This window comes from Reticulibacter mediterranei, from assembly GCF_016587455.1.
Genome location: NZ_BNJK01000001.1, coordinates 8,613,119 through 8,637,993, shown reverse-complemented (window position 1 = coordinate 8,637,993; position 24,875 = coordinate 8,613,119). Strand labels below are relative to the sequence as shown.

Here is a 24,875-nt window from a genome sequence, read left to right as displayed (position 1 = left end):
GAGGACTATATTTTTTCTACGTCGGTGAGGCATGATCCTGCTCAACGCTATGTGTCAACACGTGGTGTGGCAAAAACTCCACAGCCTGCTTGATCACAAGAAACAAGCCGATGAGGAACCCCTCCCGGTTCTTTAGGAAATCTTGATGATCAGCAAGCAAGAGGGTCTTGCAACTTTCTTCTGATGAGAAGAGCAGGCTTTCGATCTTCCTGGCACTAGAGGAGGCACCTTGCTGCTCAAAAGAGTCGCGGCCTGCCCTGGAACGTATCGAACAGGAGCATGCAGTTGCTTTGACCAGCGATCACGAAGAAACGTTCAGGCCATCTCTTGGGGCGTGTGACTCCTCTGAGACAACGGAGAAAGGAACCGCTCGTGCCTCTTATCTGTAGCAAGAGCCAGCATACCACTTGATCTGGAGGAGAAGATGAGTGAGGACCACTCGCCCAGGAACACGATCCTCTTTGTCGAAGATGATGCGGAGATTGGCTCACTGTTTTTTCACGTCCTTGTGGAGGAAACCCCCTATGAGGTCGTGCTGGCAACTCACCCATTGGAAGCCCTCAGCATCGTCAAAGACCCGACTCCTGTTCTTTTTATTCTCAACTACCAGCTCCCTGTCATGGATGGGTTGCACTTATGTGATCAGCTTCATCGGCACAGAGGGTTGGAGGATATCCCCACTTTGATGATCAGTGCCACGCTGCCGGAGCAGAAAGAACTGGACAGACGGGGCATCATCGCTCTGGAAAAACCGGTTGATCTGGATACCTTTCTCGCTACAGTTCACACCCTGATTGAGCAGTGAGAAAGCAAATAAGGAGAAAAGACAAGACACCAAGAGGGGAACACGGGACGGGGCATCTTTTCTTTCTTCGTCTCGCAGGTTGTGATATACTCATGCTATAAGCAAATGAGCGACCACGACACGTTGTACGAGCCTCGTCCCGCCTCCTGCTCTCGCAGATCACCCGTCCCGCCCCTCGCGTCTGTCGGCTGCTAACTACCAGAGGTTCTCTGGACAGCAGGTTCAGGAAGGAAGGGATTTGTATGCAGAGACATCAGCCAGTCGAAGAAGAATTGGGCATCTATGAGGCCATCATCGCCTCTTCTGATGATGCCATTGTCAGCAAAACGCTCGAGGGCATCATTACCAGTTGGAATCCGGCAGCAGAGCGGCTCTTTGGCTACAGTGCCCAGGAAGCGATTGGACAACACATTACCCTCATCATTCCGGTGGAGCGACATCCCGAAGAAGTGGAGATCCTTGCCAAACTGCGCGCAGGCCAGCACATTGAGCATTTTGAAACTATCCGGCAGCGCAAGGATGGCCGCCGCATCGAGGTGTCCCTGAGCATCTCCCCGGTCAAAAATCGAGCAGGCAGAATCATTGGGGCGGCGAAAATCGCCCGTGACCTCAGCGAGCGTCGTCAGGCCGAACGCGCTCGCTTGCATCTGGCGGCCTTAGTCAAATCGGCTGATACCTCAATTATTGGTAAAACGAGCGAAGGGATCATCACCAGTTGGAACCTGGCGGCCCAGCGTTTGTATGGCTACAGTGCCCAGGAAGCCGTGGGCCAACCGATCACCCTGATCTTTCCCGTGGATCGGCAACAGGAAAGCGCCACCATCATGCAACGCATTCGCCGGGGGGAGCGAGTCGAACTCTATGAGACGATCAGACAACGCAAAGACGGCTCCCTGGTCCCGGTCTCGGTGGTGGTCTCTCCCATTTACGATCAGGCAGGCAACCTCATTGGGGCCTCGGATATTGCGCACGACATCACCGATCGCAAGCGTGCCGAGCAGGAGCAGCGCCTCCTGGAACACCTCAGTCATCACCTGGCTTCCACCCTCGACGCCCAGGTGATGCTGACCAAAATAGGAGATCTGCTCGTTGGGCAGTGGGCTGATTGGTGGAACCTGGATCTGGTGGATGCGGCAGGGCAGATCACCCACCAACACGTCATGCATCGTGACCCCGAGCTGCTACGCCCGGTCCATCTGCTGCGGGAACGACTCCTGCTTGCGCCTTCCTCCCCACTGGGAGTACCTCACGTTGTGCGCAGTGGACAAGCTGAACTGTATCCTGAGATCTCCGACGAGATCTTCGTTACACGGAGCAGCCGGGAGGAACTGGCGGTCGCCCGTCAGGTGCGTCCTCGTTCCGCAATGTTTGCCCCGTTGCTGGCACGGGACCAGATTACAGGGATCCTCTCATTGGTGAGAACAACCAGCGACAAACCCTACGACGCACGGGATTTAGCTTTGGCCCAAGAAGTGGGTCGGCGGGTTGGCTTGGCGCTGGAGCATGCCCGGCTCTACCGCGACGTGCAGCAAGGCCGGGAGCAACTCGCCATTATCCTGCAAGGGGTGGCCGATGGTATCATCGTCTCCACACCAGAGCAGGACTTTCTCTATGCCAATGAGGTAGCCGCCCGGATGTGCGGGCTGAGCAGCGCGACTGAGCTGCAGGGCTGCTCAGAGGAGATCCTTCACAGGATCTTTCGCCCTGTGGACGAACAAGAGGATGGAACTGGTGGGTGGGAACTGCCTCATCGACGGGTACTTGCAGGGAAACCGGAAGCTCAGATCACCCTGCATGCTCAAGGGAAAGACCAGTGGGTGCAGGTCATTGCTCGTCCGGTGCTGGCCCCAGATGGAACCGTGAGCATGGCCGTCTCCATCTTGCATGATATCACCGAACGAATGCAGGTCGAGCGGCGCAAAGACACGTTTATCAGCATGACGAGCCATGAACTCAAAACGCCAGTCACCAGTCTCAAAGGGTTTAGCTATGTGCTTAAGCGCCATTTGAGCAAACGGGAGGATGCTCAGGCACTCTCCTATTTAGAGCGCATGGATGTCCAGTTTGAGCGACTGAGCAGGCTCATCAATGATCTGCTGGATATCTCCCGGATGCAATCGGGCAAACTGATGCTGCGGGTTGAACCTGTGGATCTGGATGCGCTCATTGATGAAACAGTAGAAACGGTCCAGGCGACTACCGCAACGCATCACCTGGCGGCGCAGGGACAAACCGGCGTTCAGGTGATGGGCGATCCTGAGCGGCTAGGGCAGGTGTTCATTAACCTGCTGACCAATGCCATCAAGTATTCCCCCCAGGCCGAGAGGGTCGTGGTGCATCGGCGGCTGGAAGCAGAGGGGCAACAGGTGGAGGTCCGGGTGCAAGATTTTGGTATCGGCATTGATCCAGTGCATCACAAAAAAATCTTTGAGCGCTTCTATCAAGTGACTGATCGCGAAGAGAAAACCTATCCGGGGTTAGGGATTGGACTCTATATCACCAGTGATATTGTCGCACGTCATCGGGGGCGGATGTGGGTGGAAAGTCGGAAAGGGCAAGGGGCCACTTTTGTCGTGACGTTGCCTCGGCTGGAGGCGTCTCTGTCAGCAACACAACCTGGTGGGAACGAAAGAGGGGAAAGGTTCGATGTCAGAAAAGACGGCTAAACGCATTCACGTGGTGGATGATGAGCCAGATATCCTGGAGTTTCTTGAGCTGATCCTGCGCGAAGAGGGCTATGAGGTCATCACCAGCGAGAAGGGAGACTTCCTTGACCATCTGGATCACAGCAAGCTTCCCGACCTCTTCGTGCTGGATGTGCTTCTTTCTGGCAAAGACGGACGCGAGATTGTGAAGATGCTCAAGAGCCAACAGGAAACACGACACATCCCCGTGCTGATGTTCTCGGCGCACCCGAGTGCCGAGGAAACGGTGCGGCAGGCAGGAGCCGACGCATTCCTGGAAAAGCCCTTTCAGATCGAAGTCTTCTTAGAGATGATTGCTTCCCTGCTCAGATCATCGCATGGCCAGACACCTGAGCAGGCATTAGGGTGAGAAGCAGCACAAAGAGCAACCAATTCCAAGAAGAGGGGTAGGTGCTATAGTTCAAGGATCAAGCAAGGCGTGCACAGTAGGAACGCGGGATGCGTGTGAGCAACTGGCGCACAAGTTCAGAGAGGTTTTGGCTTCCTTCGGCTCTCGTCATCGTCGTCGAAAGTGCGGCAACAGTCTGCTCCAACGTCAGACGTGCCTCTCTTTCTTGCTGGGGCTGGGCCTTGAGCAGACGCAGGTGTCCCTCCAGATCACCAATGCGCTTCGACAAGGTGCTGTGACGCTCCTCCACCTCTGTACGCAACAGCGCTACTTGCCGCAGGATATCGCCAGCCACATGTTCTTGTTGGTGCAGCCTGTCTTTCACTCGCTCCAGCAGATCAACGGGGCGACGATCATGCCTGGCGTTGAAGGCTTCGACGCTTGCTACCAGCACCTTGCGCAGACTGGCATTGACGTGGACGGCCTCCCATGCTCCTTTCTTGATGAAACGGTCGGTCTGACGCACCGCATAGCCAATGCGTTTGGCCGCCTCTTTGACCGTGATAGACAGTTAAAGAGTATCTGTGGCAGGCCATGTCTGCTTGCCAGAAGAGCAGATGGACCTGGATGCTCCGCGCTATCACTTCCAGTCGTTCGCCTTCGATGGCTTGCCATGTCCTGATGTGAATGGATTGCTTTAGGGGATGCTCGTATAGTGGTGGATCACCCCACTACAACACCACACCCTGATCGACTACTGCCAGCAGCGCCAGATCGCGTATACGCCCTGTCCTGGGTGTGTCGATCAGAGGAAGGAACAACAAGCTGGATAAGGACGATGTACCTATTGTTCCTCACCGAATACCTTCTCTACAAGAAGCAGGTTACGAAGATAAGGTTATTGATTACTCATCTTTTAGCAGTTGAAGACCATTCTTATTGCTATTACCACAAGAATGGTCTTCTTCATGATCAAAACTCTGCCATAAAAACTATCTATTTTCAAACATTAGTGTTAGATATACAAGGGCGGTTTTTATGCGATTGTAGCGTTCCTTCTTCCCCAGAATCCCCCTTTTTATTTCCAGGGAATCAACAGTAACTAACGAATAAGAAGCAATCAACAAACAACAGATTTTTCCAGAATATATGTAGTATTTCTCCATGCTGTTATGTAAAGTCCTCTATGAAATTTTTCCTATAAATGGGCAATAAAGTTTGACAAAGCAACATAACACCAGTATACTCACACTATGATAGAATCAGTATTTTGGCCAGAAATAAATATAAAAGGTAAGCTGTGTCAAGTCAGGTCAAGATACTTGAGGCGCAAACCATTTAACCTATTCTTTATTTTTGAAAGGGTGCGTTATGAAAATCTCTTCCACTCTCACTAAAGATACAATGGCTTCGCCTATCACTCTGGTCGAACCAGGTCGTACGAACAAACTCCTCCAGAGATGGTATCGTATCTCCTCGCCTCCCGAGCCAGCAAGTTCTGCTTCTTTTGAGCAAAGGGAACAGTTTCGTCGTGGACGAACAGGCAGTCAGGTTGCGCTTGTTGTCCTCGTTATATGCATTTCCGCTTTTCCAGCTGCGTTTCGTGGCACAAATCTCTTCCTTGCAGGCATTCTCAGCGTTGGACTTCTTGCGATATTTGCGGCAATCGCACTCAATCGAATGGGCTACGTTACGCAAGCAGGAATCCTTGTCGTCATTGCGATTACTGCGAGTCCTGCCACAGATATTTTAACGACTCCTGGTGGCTTAAACCCATCCGTCCTCCCCGTATTCAGCATAATGGTATTGCCATTAATGTGCGTAGTCTCATTGCTTCCTGCAAGGTGGGTCTTTGTGTTCGCCACAGGCAATAGCCTCTTCACTCTCTACGCCATGACACTGATGCCTCATAATGCTGAATTAAATGCAATACTCAAAGTTTCTTTTATCAGTATTGTGACGCCAATTATCCTCAGCCAGTTGATTGTCTCGGTCGTTGCCTATCTCTGGGTAACTGGTGCCGTACACGCTATCAGGCGCGCAGACCGTGCGGAGGAGATTGCTCAACTCGAACATGCCCTGGCAGTAAACGCAGAGATTACTGCTCAACAAAAAGAGCAGCTCGAAACAAGCATCCAGAAAATCATAGAGACGAATACGCGGGTGGCAAATGGAGACTTCGATGCACGCGTTCCTCTGACGAAGGACAACGTACTCTGGCAAGTTTCAAGTTCGCTCAATAATTTTTTGTCGCGCTTACAACGTTCGCGTCAAGAGCTGCACCAAATGAGAGTCGAACTCGAACAGTCTCGTGAAGAGAATAGCAGGCTCAAGGGTCTCCTTCGTTGAGCTTAGATACAGGGGTCCAGACAGAGAGGCGGCAGGTAGCGTCGATCGTGCTATTTTTGCCGCCGCTGTTCAGCTTCGGCACGATATTTCTCAACGGCGCTGCGACGCACATACCATTTGCGCCCGCGCTTGACTGCCTCCAAACGACTATAGCGAGCAAGCCAGCTGAGATATTCCGGCTCGTACCCGAACTCGCGCGCCACATCGGGTAGGGGCCGATAATCTTCTTCCACTGTTGTTGCGGTTGTCACGCACGCCTCAAGATACAAGTCAAGACAGGCCTCCACCGCCTGACCGATCAAATTGATGAGAGGACCATATTTGCCGGTATTCGCTTCGTTGAGTCCGTGAATGTAGCGGATGCGCCAATCCTTGAGGACCAGCGCCGGAGGATAGCCATCGCGCATCAGCATGAGATTGAGCAGGAGACGCCCGACTCGTCCATTGCCATCAACGTAGGGATGAACGGCCTCGAAGCCGTGATGCGCGATGGCGGCACGCGTCACCGCATCATATTGCCCGCCTTCTGGACCGTTAACCCATTCCAGCCACTCGCGCATCAGTCCAGGTACGTCACGAGCTGGCGGCGGCGTCATATTCGATCCTCTGATGTAGACTGGCACCACGCGCCATTGCCCAGCTTGCGTCTCGTCGAGGATGCTTTTCATCACGTGGCGATGTATCGTGAGCAATATATCCTGGGTGAGCGGCTTCCTTTTTTGCTCGTCGCTCAATAAAGATACGATATAATCATAGGCCAGAGCGTGGTTCGCGGCCTCCTGATACTCGCGCAAGCTGTGACCCCCCACCGTCATACCATAATCCACAACCATCTGCGTCTCGTGCAAGCTCAACGTATTGCCCTCAATCGCGTTGGAGTGATACGTACTCAACACTTTCAGGTCTTCGTTGAGCCGGGCAAGTGTACTCACCGGTAACGGCCTGTACTGATCAAGCAAGGCTTTCTTCTCGCGTAAACGCCCGGCCAAGCGAGCATCTATATGAGGCTTGCTACTCATCTCCCCCTCCACTCTCTTGCTAGATGTAACGGATCATTCAATTTTTCTTCTTCCGTTACCATTCCAAACAACATTGTAACGGATTACCCAAATGAATGCAATCCGTTACAATGTTGGCGTTTTTATTGATCGATGGTCAAAGTAGGTAAAAATTGTGGTGGGCGGCGGGCACGGGTGTGATATTCATAGGCATAAGCCAGCTTCACCAGCGTTGGCTCGCTAAAGGCTCGTCCGACAAACGTAATCCCGATGGGCAAGCCACGCGCCTCTCCCGCTGGAACACTGATGGCTGGATAGCCCGCGAGCGCCGCTGCTTGCGAACTACTCCCCATCGAGGGATCGCCATTGATCAGATCGATGCACCATGCAGGAACGGTGGAGGGCATCACCAGAGCATCCAGCTTGTAGCGCTCCAGGACCGCGTCGATCCCCTCCTGACGCGAGAGCTGCTGTGCTGTCTCCAATGCCGCATGATAGATTGGATCATCCAGCGTCGTTGTTGCCTCGGCCCGTAGCAACAACTCCTGTCCAAAATAAGGCAACACCTGTTCTGCATGCTCCTGATTGAATGCGATGATCTCAGCCAGCGTGCGCACTGGAGAGGATGCAAGCTCAGCCAGATAACGGTTTAAATCGGCCTTGAATTCATAAAGCAGCACAGTCATCTCGGCATCAGAGGTCTCCATCTGCTTCGCCGTTGGGATATCTGCCGGATCGATAATTTCCGCTCCCAGCTTCCGCATCTGCTCAATAGCAGAGTTGACTATCTGATCGGCGTGAGCGCTGTAACCACAATAGACCTCGCGTGGAATGCCGATACGTGCGCCTCGCAAGCCATCGGGATCGAGAAGCTGGGTGTAATCATGCTGAGATTGATTCGCGAGTGTGGCTGGATCATCTGGATCTTGCCCCGCCAGCACACTCAATACCAGCGCCGCATCCGCCACAGTTCGTCCAAAGGGGCCAACGGTATCCTGACTATGTGAAATAGGAACAACGCCAGCACGACTCACCAGCCCCACCGTTGGTTTGATGCCAACCACGCCATTCATCGAGGCCGGACTGAGTATCGAACCATCCGTCTCTGTACCCAGTGCAACGGCAACGAGGTTGGCGGCAACCGCAACCGCCGAGCCAGAACTGGAGCCACAGGGCGTGCGATCCAGTATATAGGGATTGCGACACTGGCCGCCGCGCGAACTCCACCCGCTCGACGAATGGGTTGAGCGAAAATTAGCCCATTCGCTGAGGTTCGCCTTACCGAGAATCACCGCGCCAGCCGCGCGCAATCGCCGCCCCACAAATGCCTCCTTCGCCGGACGCGAACCGAGCAGCGCCAGTGATCCAGCCGTCGTCTGCACCTGATCGGTTGTGGCAATGCTCTCTTTGAGCAGAATTGGAATCCCATGCAATGGCCCTCTCGCCCCTTGCTGAACGCGTTCCTGGTCGAGCTGATCCGCAATCTCTAATGCATCGGGATTGATCTCTATGACGGAATGCAGTTGTGGTCCCTGCCGATCAAGTGTGGCGATGCGCTCAAGATAAAACTCTACAAGTTGACGTGCCGTACGTTGGCCCGATTCCAGAGCCGCCTGTAGTTGCGCCAGAGTCGCTTCTTCCATAAGAAATCTTTCCTTCCCTGAAGGCTCGTATTACGTTTCCAGCATACCCGCCGTTCGTATATGTTCCGCCACCACTACCTGCGCTGCTGCGATTGCCTCGCGCATGAGATCAAACCAATCCTGCCCCTTCTTGCGTAGATCAGGAGTCGGACCGAAACGCTGGCCCCAGGCGGCAATGGCAGAGAGAAATGCCGTTCTCACCTCAGTATTGACGTTGATCTTCGCAACGCCAAGAGCAATCGCGCGCTGAATGCTCTCTTTGCCCAGGCCGCTCGCTCCGTGCAGCGTAAGTGGCACATCCACCCTGGCCGCGATCCGGGCTAGCAGATCAAAGTCGAGCGGTGGCGGCTGAGGAGTATAGCCATGCACATTGCCAATCGCTACGGCCAGCATGGATACTCCCGTAGCAGCAACAAATTCGCCTGCCTGCTCAGGATCGGTCAGCGACGCCCTAAGTGCCTCCACTGTGACACCATCCTCCATTCCCGCTAGATAGCCCAGTTCCGCCTCAATCGTCGCTTGATGGGCAGTAGCCATCCTGACGGCATCGCGTGCCAGCGAGACGTTTTCGGCAAACGAGAGGTGCGAACCATCGGCCAGCGCCGACGAACAGCCCCACGCGAGACATTGCTCGATCATCCCTCGCTCAGCACAATGATCCAGGTGAACCGCAACGGGAATGCTGGCCCTCTGTGCTGCGATCACCGTCGCTTTAACGAGCGGCTCCCCACCAGCTTTCATCGAAGCGACGCCTAGCTGAAGTATCACGGGCTGGTTCAATTGCTCTGCGGCCTGCACAATCGCCTGCGTCAATTCCAGACTATACGTGTTGAATGCCGCCACCGCTATGCCACACCGTCTCGCTGCGCTCACTAACTCAAGCGTATTCGCTAACATTACTACTTCTCTTCTCTCACGATAATGCCTGCACCGCCTCTTTCAAGCTCTCAGGCGAGCCAACGTTGCCCGGAAATACAATATAAGGAATACCCCCAAAACGTGAACCGCCTTCCAGCTTCCAGACTGGCACCCCTGGAAAGAGCTGACCGAGGACACGCGCCCGCTCTGCCCCCAGGCCGCGTTGCGCCACATCATGGCTCGTAATGCCGCCCTTCGCAACAATAAAAGACGGCTGTAAGCGGATAGCGTGTAATATCCCCGTCAATGCACGCGAGATGCGCCGCCCTATCGCGAGGAACTCAGCGCTATCTGTCCCGCTCTGCACAGCCCGGCTAGTGTAGACAACAGGCGTAACACCTGTTTGCAAGAGCGTATCCATCTGCTGGCCCAGTTCGCGGCTCAAAGTGTGAGCATCATCTTCGCTCTCGATGACACGCTGTACAGGCAGCTCGATTCCCTGCACAGTGGGCAACGCGAGCAAGGACTCTAGCTGCTTCGTGCTGCCAGGTACATAGGAGCCAACGATGACCAGGCCGCCGTTTGTTGCAGGTGTACTTCCCACGATCTCATGCGGCTGCAAGAGCGGACGTAGAGCAACGGCACCGCGCAAGCGTACGAAGCTGGCGGCGGTGCGATAGATAAAGCGTTTTCCCTCCGCCTCAGCCTGAAGCACGCCTAGCACAACCACCGCAAGATCACCATAACCGGTGGCATTGACCACAACCGGCACTCCTCCGGCAACGGTGCGCAATCGAGCCGCAACCGCCTCCGGCCCGCCTTCTCTGATCAGCTTCAGATCAAGGCTGACAACCTGCTCTGCTCGCCAATACCCCTTGCTCTTCTTCTCAACCCACTGCGGCAAAGACGATGTACTGTATCCGAACGCACTATCTTTTGCATACGGCGTCTCATGGGCTGGTTGCAGTGTTTCAGATGATGCAACGGGCGTGGCAACGTAGTGCGTGTCGTTGATCGTGTAGCGCCCACCCTCAAAAAAAGCTGGCACAAGCAGATGCCCATCATAGGTTGCGCCAATCCCATGTTCAAGCGCGAAGATCTCCGCTGGATAATGCCCGCGCAATGTGGAATCGCTACGGCTGGCAAGCACAAACTCGCCGCCGATACGCTCTGAGGCCGCTTTCAGTTGCCGGGCGGTCGTCTCATTCAGCGCAGACGCCTCCTGTTCAGGCATGCTACGTGAGTTCGTCAAAAGATAAAAGAGTCGCCGTTCTCGCTGTAATGTCTCCCCGAGCAGTGCCTCATCCCAGGCCAGCAGCAGTTCAACATCCGCGACGGTCTGCGTCCCCGTTGGATCATCGTCGATCACAACCAGCGTGCGCTTGCTTTGTGTCACCATCTCTCGAATGCGCGGGAAAAGCGCGGCCTCGTCTGGCTGTGGTGGCAGGCGGGCAGTTAATTCGGTCAGTGTTTCCATGTGTCGCCTCAATGCAGGTGCATACCGCCGTTGATGTCCAGCGTAACTCCGGTCAGATAACCGCTCTCGTCCGATGCCAGGAAGAGCAGGCACTTCACAACATCATCGACGTTGGCAATGCGTCCCATCAGCGTTCCTTTCGCCAGTTCCGCTTTGCGCTCCTCGGTCAGCAGGCCGCCGGTGATATCTGTATCAACCATAGAGGGCGCGACGCAATTTACTCGGATGCCACGCGGCGTCAGTTCACGCGCAATGGCCTTCGTAAAGCCCATAATTCCTGCTTTTGCCGCGCTATAGTGCGATGCGCCAAAGACGCCGCCGCCACGCTGACCCGAAACGGATGAAAGCGAGACAATCGCGCCTCCACCACGTTGCAGCATGGCAGGCACCGCAGCCTGAGTTGCCAGAAATGTTCCTTTGAGATTTACACCCAGCACCAGATCGTACTCTTCTTCCGAAATATCGAGAAGAGGCGTTGGGCGCGTCAATCCCGCCACATTGATGAGGATATCCAGGCCACCGAAGCGTTCGGTGATAGACTGTACAACTCGCTCCATTGCGCCCTTGTCGCGCACATCGGCCACTACGCCCAGCGCCGGACCGAGCGCCTGAAGCTCCTCCGTCACGCGCTCTACATTCTCCGCAACAATATCGGTAATCACGACACTCGCGCCCTCACGAGCCAGAGCCAGCGCCGTTGCACGCCCGATGCCGCGCGGAGAGCCTGCCCCCGTCACCAGCGCAACCTTGTTAGTAAATCTATCCTGCATGCTATCCCCTTCCTATTGCTTGCCTGCTATCTCTTCCATGAGCCTGATCAAAATAGAATCGTCCAGGTTGTCCCACCCCCTGGCGTGCGCCATTTTGTAGAGTTGATGCGTCAGGCCGCCCAGCAGCAGCGGATGGCCCATAGCGTTTGCCGTATCCATCACAAAGCCCAGATCCTTGACCAGAATCTTGAGCGCACTTTTGGGCGGCGTGAACTGTTCGGAAACCATGCGCTGCCCACGATCCGCAAATATCCAGCTATTACCGGCGCTTTTCGTGATGATTTCATGCAGCATTGCCTTGTCGAGTCCGGCACGCTCGCCAAAGACCAGCGCCTCAGCTGCGACCGCATTATGCACACAGACCATCAACTGATTGATCATCTTAACCGCCTGACCATCGCCGGGCCTCTCCCCCACATGATACACATGCGATCCCATCGCCTGCAACACTGGCTGACATTGCGCAATAATCTCACTTGCGCCCCCAACCATAATGCTCAACGTCGCATTGATCGCTCCCACCTCGCCACCGCTCACGGGTGCATCCACATAGCGAATACCGCGCTCCTGCAAACGTGCCGCCGCCTGCTGCACTGTGCGCACGCTCATCGTACTCATCCCCATTACAATCGCGCCCTCGCGCAACGCCTGAGCGGCCTCTCCAGGCTCAAAGAGAATCGCTGAAAACTGGGCATCATCGACCACCATCGTAATCAGCAGATCACTCGCCGCCGCCACCGCATGCACATCCTGCGCCGCACTCGCCCCCTCATTCGCCAGTGCTGCAACAGGTTGTGGGTTAACATCATAGACGGTGCAGGCATAACCAGCTTTCAACAGATTGCTTACCATTGGACGTCCCATCACACCCACACCAATAAAGCCAACACGCGGCTTTGCATTCTCTTCCATTGCTGTCTCCCTTCCGGTTGTACTGTCTACGTGTCTCACGTAGAGACCAACATCTCTATTCTACAAGATAATCAAGATCGTGACGGTAGTTCGTAGTGTAGCGATGTATCACGTTGGGGCAGCCTCCCAGACATACCCCCAACGCGATACATCGCTACACTACGAAAGAGATCCCGCTTTTGATTGGAACTGTTAGCGCGGCGGGGAAAGCGAGACCATCAATGCGGCAAGCATGAGTATGCCCAGCAGAGAACAGCCCTCCAACAGCCACCAGCGTTGGCGAGAATGGCGTTGACCAAGCAGGACAAAGAGGAGCGGAAGCAGCAAGGCCAGGATCTTGATCGTCAGCAAGCGACCATAAGGCGTGGTGAGAAGATCGGCCAGACGAACCAGATGCAACCCAGCCAGCACAACGCCTGTCAAAACCAGCTCGGCAACCGAGGCAAGGGCGAGCGAACCAAAGCGAGCAAGCAGATCTTGCTGATAAACCCTTGCCTCCTTGCGCCTCCAAAGCGCTAACAACGCGATCAAACCACCGATCCATACGCCCATCGCCACGATATGCAGCGCGGTGACGATCAAGCCTAACCAGACGATCGGCGAGGAAATTGCGTGACTGGCCTGGCTATCAATCACAGCAAGTGCTCCCCCCAACACAAGAGCAACATCCACAACTCGCCTGTTCCCTTGTTGGATAATACCAATAAGCACCCATAAGGAGAGAGCAGCACCTAAACGGAGTGCCAATGCGCGGCCAAAGCTGGATGCCAGGACCGTCACTAGAAACGTCAGGTCCAACAACGAATGGTTCCCCAGGCTTGCAGACTGTGCAATCAGCGCCACACCTTCCGCGACCAGCAGCACAATGATACCGAAATTGACAAGTCGCCAGATCGGTTTTGCAAGCGCGTCCTGTTTGAGTGGAGCGACAACCAGACGGAGAAATGCCAGCACACCAAAGGCGAGAGCGTAGCCAAGAAAATGCAGCAGATGCTCCAGAGCTTGCAACCAGAACCCCAGAGGAGAGGCGTTATTGCTCACCGTCCCGGCCCATGCACCACCTGCCTGCCCGACGCTAAAGACGAAGCTGCCACTGACGGGATCGGTATCTTGAGAGATGATCTGCCAGTTGACCAGATACGTTCCGGCAACTGCAACCTTCAAGGGAACACTGACCTCTCCATTGCGCTCCTGCACCGTTCCCAGCTCGACAGCCGCACCCGATGGGGCGAACACCATAATCGATTGCCCCACCAGTTGCACCGGCTCCGAGAACCAGAGCCGAATCTCACCTGGAGTACGAGCCAGCACGCTGCCATCAGCCGGATCAGAGCGTAACAGAGCGGCATGCAGCGATTGAGCCAGCGCCCGATCTGCCCAACCCGGCACGAACACGGTGAGGATCGTCAATAGCAACACGACGATCCGCACATAGCGATACATGCTGCCCCCGATGCGCTGGCTACCCATAACTCCCCTCCCATTTACGCTATTGCAGCGCGCCCGCCTGCTCTACTGGAAGCTCTAACGTCGCCATCTTGCCTGGCGCTCGACCAATCCGTATGACCATGCCAGCCGCAAGCAAGCAGAGGATACCAGCCGAAATGAAGCTGAGCTGATAATTGCCGATTGCTGTACGCAATGCTCCCGCTGCATACGTGGCGGTCGCAGCCCCTAGTTGATGGGCTGCGAAGATCCATCCAAACATGATACCGACCTGCTGCTTGCCGAAGATATCAGCCGCCAGTCGCGAAGTTGGCGGAACGGTCGCAACCCAATCCAGACCATAGAAGACGATGAAGACCAACAAAAGCAGGTAAGTGCTGCCCAGCGCATATGGCAAGAGCAGAAGCGACAGGCCGCGCAAACCATAATACCAGCAGAGCAGCCAGCGATTATCCATCCGATCCGACAGCCAGCCCGACACCGTTGTGCCGACCAGATCGAACACGCCAATCAGCGCCAGCATACTCGCCGCCGCCACCTCCGATATTCCATGATCCATCGATGCCGGAATAAGATGTGTGCCAATCAAGCCGTTGGTCGATGCGCCACAAATAAAGAAGCTCCCGGCCAACAACCAGAAATCGCGCGAACGCAGCCCACGAACCAGCCCCGCAATTGCATCGGAGAACGGATTGCCCGCTATCACTTTTGGTCCATTGTCCTCTTCGGGAGAAGCACCATAGGGACGTAATCCGATGTCGCGCGGGTGATCTATAAAGAAGAGAATAACCAGGGGGAGCAAGATAAGTGCGGCAATAGCAGTCGCCCAGGCTGCGGCGCGCCACCCAAAGGCAACAGCCAGAGATGCGAGTGCAGGCAAAAACACGAGTTGTCCCGTCGCGTTGCTGGCGGTCAGCAGCCCCATCACCAGACTCCTATTCTTGACGAACCAACGATTGGCAATCAGCGCCGCCAGCACTGATGCCAGTGATCCCGTCGCCAGCCCAACCAGGACACCCCATAAGAGATCAAGCTGCCAGGGAGCGCTCATAATCGTGGTCAGCGCACAGGCAAGCGCGATGAGAACCAGCGCACCCAGCATCACGCGTCGAATACCCAGCCGCTCCATAAGTGCCGCAGCAAAGGGGCCGCTCAGTCCGTAGAGCACGAGATTGATGGAGATGGCAAGCGAAATAGTGGCATTGCTCCAGCCAAAAGCATGTTCGAGCGGAACAATCAAAACGCTCGGTGTCGAACGCATCCCAGCCGATGCCAGCAATGCAAGAAATGTAATTACAGCAATCAACCAGCCATAGTGGAAGCGGAAACGAAGATATTTTGCCAGCACGAAATTTCCCTTTCAGAGCAAACAAGACGGGGTGGCAGACAGAACGGCCAACAGGCAAGAATCATCGCAACAACCCATCTGACAGTATTGCAAATGGGTTGTTGCAGACCATCTCCCCCAGTTCAATAGGTAAAATCAACTATACCAGATAGAACAGCAGTTGCTCTGAAAAACATTCCACAATCAAAGAGAAGATAATATTTCAGAGGTGATGTGACGACATCGTATCGTCTGATCCAGCACATATTTTGTTTCAACAAGGCCAAACCCACTGCTCCCCCGTATTTCCTGGCCCGCTCCACACTCTCTTTGTCGCAACAACACGTTCTCTTCTGCAACCTTGTAATGTGGCATGCGAAACGTATACATCCTGGTCAACAATTGATGTATCTCCTGAATCGAGCGCCGCTCCTCGCGATTGAGCGCGCTTCCCAACGTTATCCGCTCCTTGAGCAGCGAGAGCAGCGATTTTTGCCCCACAACCGCCTGAGTGATCTCCTGATACACGGTTGGCAAACGGATGATATTTGCTCTGAAGTAAGTAGTATATAGCTCGTCAGTACAATCGGCTCCCCATAAAATCTGATCGATATTTAGGATTGACATCTCCGCGCCGCTCGGTGCGCTGAAGCCTTTGCCTGCTATATGAAACGGCTCGAAAAATGGTCGAATATAATGGGTAAATGCTTCAGGTGTAATCTCTCTCTTGACCTGCACAATCGCGGCAATCATTGCCTGAAAGCTGGACGTTGCCGTATGTACAGAGGATGCAAATTCCTGGCTTGCAATAGGGAAAGTGCATGCTGTTAACAGGTGGATCAAACACAGATCAAGCGCTAACATGCCCTGCCGCAAGCTATTGAGAAAGATTTTCTCTTGAGGCGTCGAGGTAAAAGTGCGCTCTCTTGCCCCTGACGGATTTCTGGAAGTATAGTCGATAAATGAATCTCTGGGGATTTGTGCTCCAATATGAGTGGATAGGGCCAGCAATGCGTCGCTAAACCCCGATACACATTCCTCCGGCTCACGCTCAAAACGTATCAGCGCCGCGCCTAACATGCTGATATCGCGGATTGCTGCACTACAAGAGGTATAATCCCATTCCAACTGAGAAGTCACGTTCGCAATAATTCCCGCCAATGCTTGCCGAATTTCCTCGCTCTCATTACGCTCATTCCAATCCGGCAATCGTTGGAATACTACATCAGCATTCAAGGGGTCAGATGCGGCGATTCGCTGGTTTATTGCAGCTTCTTGCTCAAGCGTCGTCACAAGCTTATGCAGTGTCACTGGATTGTAAAACAACTCATACAGACAGTTCATAATAACTATTCCTTTAATTACATATAGAAGCATAAAGAGGGTCGAAACTTTTTCGTAAGGAGGATCGTTCTATCTAAGAAACACTGTACAAGGAGTCTTCCACCATAAATAATCTACTTCACGGACATCAGATGTGTTTAAAGCTGTACATTCATTTCGTAGAAAGAGTACAAAATAAATTTGCAAATGTCAATGTTATTATCAGACAAATAACATTTCTGCCACTCTCTTCCACCTGATGATGTCAATAAAGCACATTAAAAACGTGTAAGAAAAAGGAGTAGGAAATGCAAAGTGGGAAAAAGAGGACTCATTGTGGTGACAATTAAGTATCGCTAGCCGTTTTAAGTTGTGGTATGATACAACTATACAAGAAAGACATCAAAGAATCCACCGTTGAATAAGCACAGCATTTCCTATAGAATAATCTTGTGGTAGATGTGCTGTCAAAATATGGCAAAGAAGGTACGAGAAGAGGATGATTATCTTTACTCCAGTGGAGAGGTGAGGGGATTCGGGGAGCAAATAAGGAAAGGACAATTCATGTCGATTACCATTTTTCACGATACAACTGCTCAGGGAGACGTGACTGCATTTCCTCTGTCTTTAGCCCAGAAAGGACTCTGGATACTTGAACAACTGCAACCCGATAATCTTCAGCATATTCTTTCCACCAGCATTTTCATACAGCAATCGTTAAATATTCAACTACTTGAGCAGAGTCTCAATCTCGTTATTGATCGTCATAATGCCCTGTGTACAACCTTTCAATTCATCGAGGGTCAACCGCTCCAGGTAATCGCGCCAGCCCTGACCATCCCCTTTCCTGTAATCGATCTCCAACCTTTCTCCTATGACCAACGACAGGCTGAAATACAACGCCTGACACGAGAAGTACAACAGCCCTTCGACATCTCTCAGGGCCCGCTAATCCGCGCCTACCTGCTGCAATTGGCCGAAGAAGAGTACATCCTGCTACTGAGCGTCCATCATCTCGTTTGCGATAACCAATCGCTCGCGCTCTTTTTACGCGAACTTCTCAACGTTTATACAGCATTGAACAACGGCCAATCTGCACCCTTGCTAGAACCTGCCCTGCAATACACAGATTTTGTCTTACAACAACAAACATGGTTGGAAGGAAACGATGCTGCCGATCAACTCAACTACTGGAAACAGCAGTTGGGCGACAGCCCTGCCAGCCTGGATTTACCGACCGATCGACCACATACACAACTGCCGAAGTTGCACAATTCAACATTTGATCTCTCCTTGCCCCACGCACTCAGGCAGTCGTTGCAGGCGTTGAGCCAGCGCGAACAGGTAAGCCTGGATACCATCCTTGTAGCAGCGTTACAAACATTGCTCTATCGTTATAGTGGACAGCAAGATCTGCTTATTAGCACTATTGCTGAGGGGCGCACATCAGCAGAGAGCAAAGCGACAATCGGTCTCTTCGAGAATATCATGACGCTGCGCACTGATCTGACATGTGATCTCACCTTTTGTGAGCTGCTCCAACGCGTACAAAAGGTGATTGAGCAAGCCATGCAGCATCAAGAGCTGCCATTTGAATCTCTCATGCAAGCGCTACATCCCACACACACGCCAGGGGGCAATCCATTCGCTCAGGTGATGCTGACTCTGATCACGCCTCCCACCTTATTGCCCACCTGGATCATCACCGGCATGGATAATGGTACGGAAAGCTCTCTCTACAATCTCAACGTCACCGTTGAAGATCGGGCCGAAGGGCTGCTGGCCCATTTTACATACAACCGTGACCTCTTCGACGAAGCAACGATCATCAGAATGGCCGCTCACTGGCAAACGATTCTAGAGGCAGCTTCCACCAATCTCGCAACACCGCTTGCCTCTATTGCACTCCTGAGCAAGCAGGAGCGCAATCGCCTGCTGGTTGAGTGGAATACTCCGCAGATCGAGTATTTCCCTGATCGTTGCGTCCACGAATTATTCGAGATGCAGGCAGAAACCACTCCTGGAGCGGTGGCCGTCATCTGCGAGACGCAACAACTCACCTATAGCGAACTGAACCAACGCGCCAATCGCCTCGCTCACCATCTGCGACAGCTAGGAGTGCAAACAGAGGTGCCGGTGGGAATCTGCGTTGAGCGCTCGCTGGATATGATCGTGGGACTGCTTGGTATCCTCAAAGCTGGCGGCGTCCATGTCCCGCTCGATGCCGCCCTTCCTGCGGAACGACTCGCGTTTATCACCCGGGATGCAGGCATACCTATAGTGCTGACGCAGCACCATCTTTGCGCCCAATTTTCCACATCACATTCGCTGCTCGTCTGCCTGGATGCTGATGGTGAGCGCATCGACCAGCATCCCGCAGCCAATCCGATCCATACGACGAAGAGAGAACACCTGGCCTATATCATCTACACATCAGGTTCGACAGGCCAGCCAAAGGGAGTAATGATTGAGCATCACGCCCTTGCCGCTCACTGTGGAGCAATCATCCAGGCACTGGATTTGAGCGCCAACGATTGTACATTGCAGTTCAATGCTTTCAATTTCGACGCCTCATTGGAGCAGATGCTCCCACCGCTGCTGGTGGGTGCCAGGCTGCTACTGCGTGGCCCGGATATATGGTCTCCGATGGACCTGCTTGACCACGTGCAACAGCACCAGTTGACCATCATTACGATGCCTTGCGATTACTGGCACGAGGTGATAACAGAATGGATGACCATTCCCGACCAGATCGCGAATCTGCAACTCCGCCTGATTATTGCGGGTGGAGATCGATTCCCGCCAGAAGCGGTGCAGCTCTGGCGACAATCACCGCTACGCGCGCGCCTGTTCAACGTCTACGGTCCGACAGAGGCAACGATCACCACGACCATGCATGACATTCCGCGTCACGTCGAGCCAGAGCCGTCTGGGATGAGCGTTCCCATTGGTCGCCCTCTACCCAATCGTACCGTTTATTTGCTGGACAAGCAGGGCCAGCCGGTGCCGGAGGGTGTAGCTGGCGAACTACATATCGGGGGAGCACTCCTCGCGCGTGGCTATCTCAATCGTCCCGAACTCACAGCCGCGCGCTTCATTCCCGATCCCTTCAGTCAGCAACCACAGGCACGACTCTACAAAACTGGAGATCTGGCACGCTATCGACCTGGAGGAATTATCGAATTTCTTGGCAGGGCTGATCAGCAGGTCAAAATACGGGGCTATCGCATCGAATTAGGCGAGATCGAAGCTGCCATTAAACAGCATCCCGATGTGCAACATGTGCTGGTCATGGTTCGTGAGGACACGCCCGGCATCAAACGTCTGGTTGCCTACGTTGTGCCACACTCTGTTCAGGAGAGTCCTCAGCTTGCGACACAACTCCGCAACCTGCTCCAGCAGCAATTGCCCGATTATATGCTTCCCGCCGCCTTCGTCGTACTGGAAGCGTTCCCTCTTAATGCTGGCGGGAAATTCGATCGTCACGCTTTACCTATACCCGAATCGACAGACAACGAGCGGCAGGAACATTTTGTCGCGCCACGCACACCACAGGAAGAAATTATCGCTGGCATCTGGGAAGAGTCGCTGGGCATCGAGCGGATCAGTATCTACGAAAACTTTTTTGCCCTCGGAGGCCATTCCTTGCTGGCAATGCAGATCATCTCACGGCTGCAAACGCTTTTCCAGGTCAAGATACCTTTACTACGCTTTTTCGCCTCTTCTACTATTGTTCAACTTACGGAGATTATTACACAGTTGCAAACGACATCCATTCCATCTTCTCAACCTGTCTTGCAGCACAACGAGCAAGACCAGGACAGAACAATATTCCCTGTTTCTCTAACACAGGAAGGACTCTGGTTCCTGCAACAGGTAGAGCCGGAGAGCGTGAACTACAATATTTACGTTGTTCTACGTATTCGCGCATCGCTTGATATTGCAATGCTCGAACGCAGCCTCAACGCGCTTGTACAGCGCCATGACGCCCTGCGCACAACCTTTGGCACGCATGAAGGCCAGGCGGTACAGATTATCGCGCCCACCTTGTCGCTCACCCTTCCGGTGCTTGACTTGCAACATGTGCCCGAGCAAGAAAGGACCGCAGAGGCGCGACGGTTGGCGAGCAAAGAGGCCAGCAAACCCTTCCATCTGGCTGAAGGACCATTGCTGCGTGCTCTTCTCTTGCGTTTGAGATCAGAGGAATCGCTGCTGGTACTGACCATGCATCACGTGATCGCCGATGGCTGGTCGTTAAATGTCCTCTTGCCGGAACTGAATAGCCTGTACACGGCATTTGTCAGCAATCAACCCTCACCGCTGCCTGACATATCCCTCCAGCATACTGATTTTGCACTCTGGCAACGCGAGATGTTACGGGAGGGGCATTTTGCTGGACAACTGGCCTACTGGGAGCAAAAACTGGCCCATCTGCCCGATGCGCTCGATTTGCCCATCACACGCCCTCGTCCCGCACAACATACGACAAAGGGCGCAACCTATCTGCTCACTCTTCCACAAACGCTCACTCAGCAGCTTCAACACCTGAGCCGTCAACAGGGGGTCACGCCCTATATGCTCCTGGTGGCTGCCTTCCAGACGTTGCTCTATCGCTATACGGGACAGGAGGATCTCGTCATCGGCACCGTTGCGGCCAATCGACAGGCCGAGACCGAAGCGATGGTCGGCTTCCTCGTCAATACGCTGGTCTTGCGCACAGATCTGTCGGGCAACCCCAGCTTTACAGAACTGCTTACACGTGTGCGTGAGGTGGTATTAGAGGCCCAGGCACACCAGGAACTTCCTTTCGCCTCGCTGGTCAAAGCGATCAGGCCGGAGCGACATGCAGGGCGCAACCCGCTTTTCCAGGTCATGATGAGCTTCGACACACCACCGGCTCGCTTGTCCGAAGATTGGAAACCTCTCGACCTGGGCAACTTGACAGCAACAGTCCAGTTCGATCTATCCCTGGAGGTACAGCAGCTTCAGGAACAGTTTACATGCAGCTTCGAGTACAGTACAGATCTGTTTGACGAAGCGACAATCGCGCGCATGGCAAACCACTGGCAAACGCTGCTCTCAGGTATCATCGCGCAACCTGAGCAGGCGCTCTCCGCACTGCCCCTGCTGCCAGAGCAAGAACATCGGCAACTATTGATCGCGTGGAACGCCACACAGCGGGACTATCCATTGCAACGCTGTCTGCATGAGGTCTTCGAGGCTCAGGTTGAGCGCACGCCCGATGCGGTTGCGATTGTTTGCGAAGGTGAGCAACTCAACTATCGCGAGTTGAATGCTCGCGCCAATCAGTTTGCACATCTGCTACGTAAGCGGGGCGTGGGACCGGAGAAACTGGTCGCTCTGCTCTCTGAGCGGGGCATCCCATTCCTGATCTCCATGCTGGCCGTCTTTAAAGCTGGCGCGGCCTACCTGCCGCTTGATCCTCATCATCCAGCGTTGCGGCTCCGGCGCGTCATCGAGCATAGCCAGTGCAACATCATCCTGGCTTCGACGCCTTTTGCATCGACGCTCAACAATACGCTTGAAACAATGCCAATAGAGTTGCGCCCAGAGCTTCATTATTACGAGACAATAGAAGAAGCATTACAGCCCGGCCATGACGAAGAGAACCTCTCAACGACAAACACGCCCCAATCGCTGGCCTACGTCATCTACACGTCCGGCTCAACCGGCATGCCAAAGGGAGCAATGATCGAGCAGCGTGGTATGCTTAATCATCTCTATGCCAAGATCGAGGCACTGACGTTGACCAAGAAGGACATCATCGCACAAACGGCCTCGCAGTGTTTCGACATCTCTGTCTGGCAATTCCTGGCTGCTCTGCTCGTCGGTGGACAGGTGAGGATCTATCCTGATGAGGTTGCACACAACCCCGTCCAATTGCTTATGCAGGTCGAGCAGCACTACGTTTCGATTCTGGAAACCGTGCCATCCCTGCTTCGAGCCATGCTGGATGCTGATGAGATTACAGCTGCAAACGGACCGAAGCTGGCAGCCTTGCGCTGGTTAGTGCCAACTGGAGAGGAGCTGGCGGTCGATCTATGTCGCCGCTGGCTGAGCATATATCCCCATGTCCCCCTGCTCAACGCCTATGGTCCAACCGAATGCTCCGACGATGTGACCCATTATCCCATCTATGAAGCACCGGACGAGACGCGCAGTTCCATACCGATAGGGCGCGCAATCTCAAACATGCGCCTCTATGTGCTGGATCGTCGCCTGCAACCCCTGCCAATCGGGGTTAGCGGCGAACTGTATGTGGGTGGGATTGGCGTCGGACGTGGCTATCTCGGCGACGAGTCGCGCACAAAAGAAGCGTTCATACCTGATCCCTTCTCATCAGAGGCCGGAGCGCGCCTGTACAAGACGGGAGATCGAGCGCGTTGCCTGCCAGATGGCAACATCGAGTTTCAGGGTCGGCTCGACTTCCAGGTCAAGCTACGTGGCTTCCGCATTGAACTGAGCGAGATCGAAGCCGTGCTGAATCAGCATCCAGCGGTCAGTCACGCGGTCGTCATAGCACGAGAAGATACGCCCGGCGAACAACGGCTGGTCGCTTACATCGAACTGCAAAAAGAACAGAACACGTCCGGTGCCGAGCTGAAAAACCATGTAGCAGCGCAGGTTCCCACATACATGGTCCCATCGGCGTTCCTCCTGCTAGAAACGCTGCCTCTGACCCCTAACGGCAAGGTCAATCGCCGCGCGCTCCCTGCACCGGAACTGGGCAGCACAAGTGCCGAGAGCTACGTCCCCCCACGCCTGCCAGCAGAGCAACAACTCGTCCAGATCTGGGAGGAACTGTTGACGGCACGCCCCATCGGGATCAGAGATGATTTCTTTGAGCTTGGAGGAGATTCGCTGCTGGCCGTGCGGCTGTTCGATCGCATCGTGCAGATCTGTGGCAAGAAGCTCCCGCTCTCAACCCTGTTCGCCGGGACAACTATCGAGCACCTGGCACAAGCTATTACGCACGAGAAAAAGATCGATGGTCGTGTTCCGCTGGTCATCGTGCAGGAAGGAGGAGCGCGGCCCCCATTCTTCTACCTGCATGGCGAATGGAAGGGCGGCGGCCTCTATAGTCGCGAACTGGCTCGTCGCCAGGGTCCAGAGCAACCATTCTACCTGCTTGAACCCTACAAGTTTGACGGACTGACCACACTACCAACCTTTGAAGAGATGGCAGCGGCACACCTTGAAGTCATGCGCAGCATTCAACCCGAAGGTCCGTACTTTTTCAGCGGCTACTGCAATGGCGCGCTCCTGGCTTACGAGATGGCCCGCCAGATGCATGCACAGGGAATAGAAGTCGGTCTGGTACTGTTGATGGACCCCGACTTCCCGGCACGTCACGGTGCAGTTCGTAAAGCCATCAGCAACGTTTGCAACCTGCTCCATATTGGCCCGGAGAAGCAGTTCGAGGGCTTCCTCTGCCTGCAACACATCTACCGTTACCTGCGCTTCGCACATTACAGACGCACCACCAACGCTGCGCTACTGCAAAACAGCGAGAATAGCGAATCCAACGACAAGATGCCTCTGACCCTCAAGCTCAAAGCCTTGCTGCCACGAGTCGAGATCCTGCGCCACGACTGGTCCAACATCTACGACTGGCTGGTCTCAAACTACATGCCCGACATGTATCCAGGCAAGCTCACCTTCTTCTGGACCAGCGAGGAACCCAAGCGATCTGAAGGCTGGCAAAAAGTGATGGAAGCTAAAAAGGGGGAAGTGGAAATCTATATGAATCCGGGCAACCATATCAGCGGACGCACTGAATATCTCCCGGTGCTGGCCGAACGCCTGCGCCATTGTCTCACAAAAGCTCAGGAGGCCGCGAAACGTTAGATAATAAATCCCGCGTAGCGATAATTCCACAGACCCTGCGTAGGCATGGTTGCTACGCGGGGTCT

At 54.1% G+C, this 24,875-nt stretch carries 16 protein-coding genes; 6 read left to right on the top strand and 10 right to left on the bottom strand.

The window, feature by feature from the left end; all coding sequences use genetic code 11:
- Positions 1-167 precede the first annotated feature (167 nt).
- The 4 genes from K3T83_RS37040 to K3T83_RS37025 all read left to right on the top strand — a co-directional run bounded on the left by K3T83_RS37040 (position 168) and on the right by K3T83_RS37025 (position 3,859).
- Positions 168-389, top strand: a complete 222-nt coding sequence (locus K3T83_RS37040) for a hypothetical protein (protein WP_220207930.1) — start codon at positions 168-170, stop codon at positions 387-389.
- Positions 390-424: 35 nt separating this feature from the next.
- Entirely contained in the window at positions 425-805 is a 381-nt protein-coding gene (locus K3T83_RS37035; RefSeq protein WP_220207929.1) for a response regulator, read from the top strand.
- A 242-nt stretch (positions 806-1,047) separates the two neighbouring features.
- On the top strand, positions 1,048-3,471 hold the full coding sequence (locus tag K3T83_RS37030; RefSeq protein WP_220207928.1) for a PAS domain S-box protein: 2,424 nt from the start codon (positions 1,048-1,050) through the stop codon (positions 3,469-3,471).
- Positions 3,452-3,859, top strand: a complete 408-nt coding sequence (locus tag K3T83_RS37025) for a response regulator transcription factor (protein WP_220207927.1) — start codon at positions 3,452-3,454, stop codon at positions 3,857-3,859. The genes K3T83_RS37030 and K3T83_RS37025 overlap by 20 nt, the downstream gene beginning before the upstream one ends.
- A 58-nt stretch (positions 3,860-3,917) precedes the next feature.
- Here K3T83_RS37025 and K3T83_RS37020 read toward each other — a convergent pair whose 3' ends face one another.
- Complete coding sequence (locus K3T83_RS37020) at positions 3,918-4,364, bottom strand: hypothetical protein (RefSeq protein WP_220207926.1); 447 nt, start codon at positions 4,362-4,364, stop codon at positions 3,918-3,920.
- An 845-nt stretch (positions 4,365-5,209) separates the two neighbouring features.
- On the opposite strand from K3T83_RS37020, the gene K3T83_RS37015 reads away from it, so the two are divergent.
- Positions 5,210-6,187: a methyl-accepting chemotaxis protein gene (locus K3T83_RS37015; protein WP_220207925.1), complete on the top strand. Its 978-nt coding sequence runs from the start codon at positions 5,210-5,212 to the stop codon at positions 6,185-6,187.
- Between the two features lie 50 nt (positions 6,188-6,237).
- Here K3T83_RS37015 and K3T83_RS37010 read toward each other — a convergent pair whose 3' ends face one another.
- The 9 genes from K3T83_RS37010 to K3T83_RS36970 form a co-directional block, all read right to left on the bottom strand.
- Entirely contained in the window at positions 6,238-7,206 is a 969-nt protein-coding gene (locus K3T83_RS37010) for a Fic family protein (protein ID WP_220207924.1), read from the bottom strand.
- Positions 7,207-7,328: 122 nt separating this feature from the next.
- Positions 7,329-8,828, bottom strand: coding sequence for an amidase (locus K3T83_RS37005; RefSeq protein WP_220207923.1), 1,500 nt, complete (start codon positions 8,826-8,828; stop codon positions 7,329-7,331).
- Positions 8,829-8,858: 30 nt separating this feature from the next.
- Positions 8,859-9,725, bottom strand: coding sequence for a class II fructose-bisphosphate aldolase (locus K3T83_RS37000; RefSeq protein ID WP_220207922.1), 867 nt, complete (start codon positions 9,723-9,725; stop codon positions 8,859-8,861).
- A gap of 16 nt (positions 9,726-9,741) precedes the next feature.
- Entirely contained in the window at positions 9,742-11,163 is a 1,422-nt protein-coding gene (locus K3T83_RS36995; protein WP_220207921.1) for a four-carbon acid sugar kinase family protein, read from the bottom strand.
- An 8-nt stretch (positions 11,164-11,171) separates the two neighbouring features.
- A complete protein-coding gene (locus tag K3T83_RS36990; RefSeq protein ID WP_220207920.1) occupies positions 11,172-11,933 on the bottom strand; it encodes an SDR family NAD(P)-dependent oxidoreductase in 762 nt (253 codons plus the stop codon).
- A 12-nt stretch (positions 11,934-11,945) separates the two neighbouring features.
- A complete protein-coding gene (locus tag K3T83_RS36985) occupies positions 11,946-12,845 on the bottom strand; it encodes an NAD(P)-dependent oxidoreductase (protein WP_220207919.1) in 900 nt (299 codons plus the stop codon).
- A gap of 192 nt (positions 12,846-13,037) precedes the next feature.
- Entirely contained in the window at positions 13,038-14,315 is a 1,278-nt protein-coding gene (locus K3T83_RS36980) for a copper resistance CopC/CopD family protein (RefSeq protein ID WP_220207918.1), read from the bottom strand.
- Between the two features lie 19 nt (positions 14,316-14,334).
- Entirely contained in the window at positions 14,335-15,639 is a 1,305-nt protein-coding gene (locus tag K3T83_RS36975; RefSeq protein ID WP_220207917.1) for an MFS transporter, read from the bottom strand.
- Between the two features lie 183 nt (positions 15,640-15,822).
- Positions 15,823-16,962, bottom strand: a complete 1,140-nt coding sequence (locus K3T83_RS36970) for a monodechloroaminopyrrolnitrin synthase PrnB family protein (RefSeq protein WP_220207916.1) — start codon at positions 16,960-16,962, stop codon at positions 15,823-15,825.
- 543 nt (positions 16,963-17,505) lie between these two features.
- Here K3T83_RS36970 and K3T83_RS36965 point away from each other — a divergent pair.
- The gene (locus K3T83_RS36965) at positions 17,506-24,810 is read left to right on the top strand and encodes a non-ribosomal peptide synthetase (RefSeq protein WP_220207915.1); all 7,305 of its coding nucleotides are present in this window, start codon (positions 17,506-17,508) and stop codon (positions 24,808-24,810) included.
- Positions 24,811-24,875 lie beyond the last annotated feature (65 nt).

Coding starts and splice junctions, on each gene's coding strand:
- K3T83_RS37035 (WP_220207929.1), top strand. CDS start 425: ATGAGTGAGGACCACTCGCCCAGGAACACGATCCTCTTTGTCGAAGAT.
- K3T83_RS37030 (WP_220207928.1), top strand. CDS start 1,048: ATGCAGAGACATCAGCCAGTCGAAGAAGAATTGGGCATCTATGAGGCC.
- K3T83_RS37025 (WP_220207927.1), top strand. CDS start 3,452: ATGTCAGAAAAGACGGCTAAACGCATTCACGTGGTGGATGATGAGCCA.
- K3T83_RS37015 (WP_220207925.1), top strand. CDS start 5,210: ATGAAAATCTCTTCCACTCTCACTAAAGATACAATGGCTTCGCCTATC.
- K3T83_RS37010 (WP_220207924.1), bottom strand. CDS start 7,206: ATGAGTAGCAAGCCTCATATAGATGCTCGCTTGGCCGGGCGTTTACGC.
- K3T83_RS37005 (WP_220207923.1), bottom strand. CDS start 8,828: ATGGAAGAAGCGACTCTGGCGCAACTACAGGCGGCTCTGGAATCGGGC.
- K3T83_RS37000 (WP_220207922.1), bottom strand. CDS start 9,725: ATGTTAGCGAATACGCTTGAGTTAGTGAGCGCAGCGAGACGGTGTGGC.
- K3T83_RS36995 (WP_220207921.1), bottom strand. CDS start 11,163: ATGGAAACACTGACCGAATTAACTGCCCGCCTGCCACCACAGCCAGAC.
- K3T83_RS36990 (WP_220207920.1), bottom strand. CDS start 11,933: ATGCAGGATAGATTTACTAACAAGGTTGCGCTGGTGACGGGGGCAGGC.
- K3T83_RS36985 (WP_220207919.1), bottom strand. CDS start 12,845: ATGGAAGAGAATGCAAAGCCGCGTGTTGGCTTTATTGGTGTGGGTGTG.
- K3T83_RS36980 (WP_220207918.1), bottom strand. CDS start 14,315: ATGGGTAGCCAGCGCATCGGGGGCAGCATGTATCGCTATGTGCGGATC.
- K3T83_RS36970 (WP_220207916.1), bottom strand. CDS start 16,962: ATGAACTGTCTGTATGAGTTGTTTTACAATCCAGTGACACTGCATAAG.
- K3T83_RS36965 (WP_220207915.1), top strand. CDS start 17,506: ATGTCGATTACCATTTTTCACGATACAACTGCTCAGGGAGACGTGACT.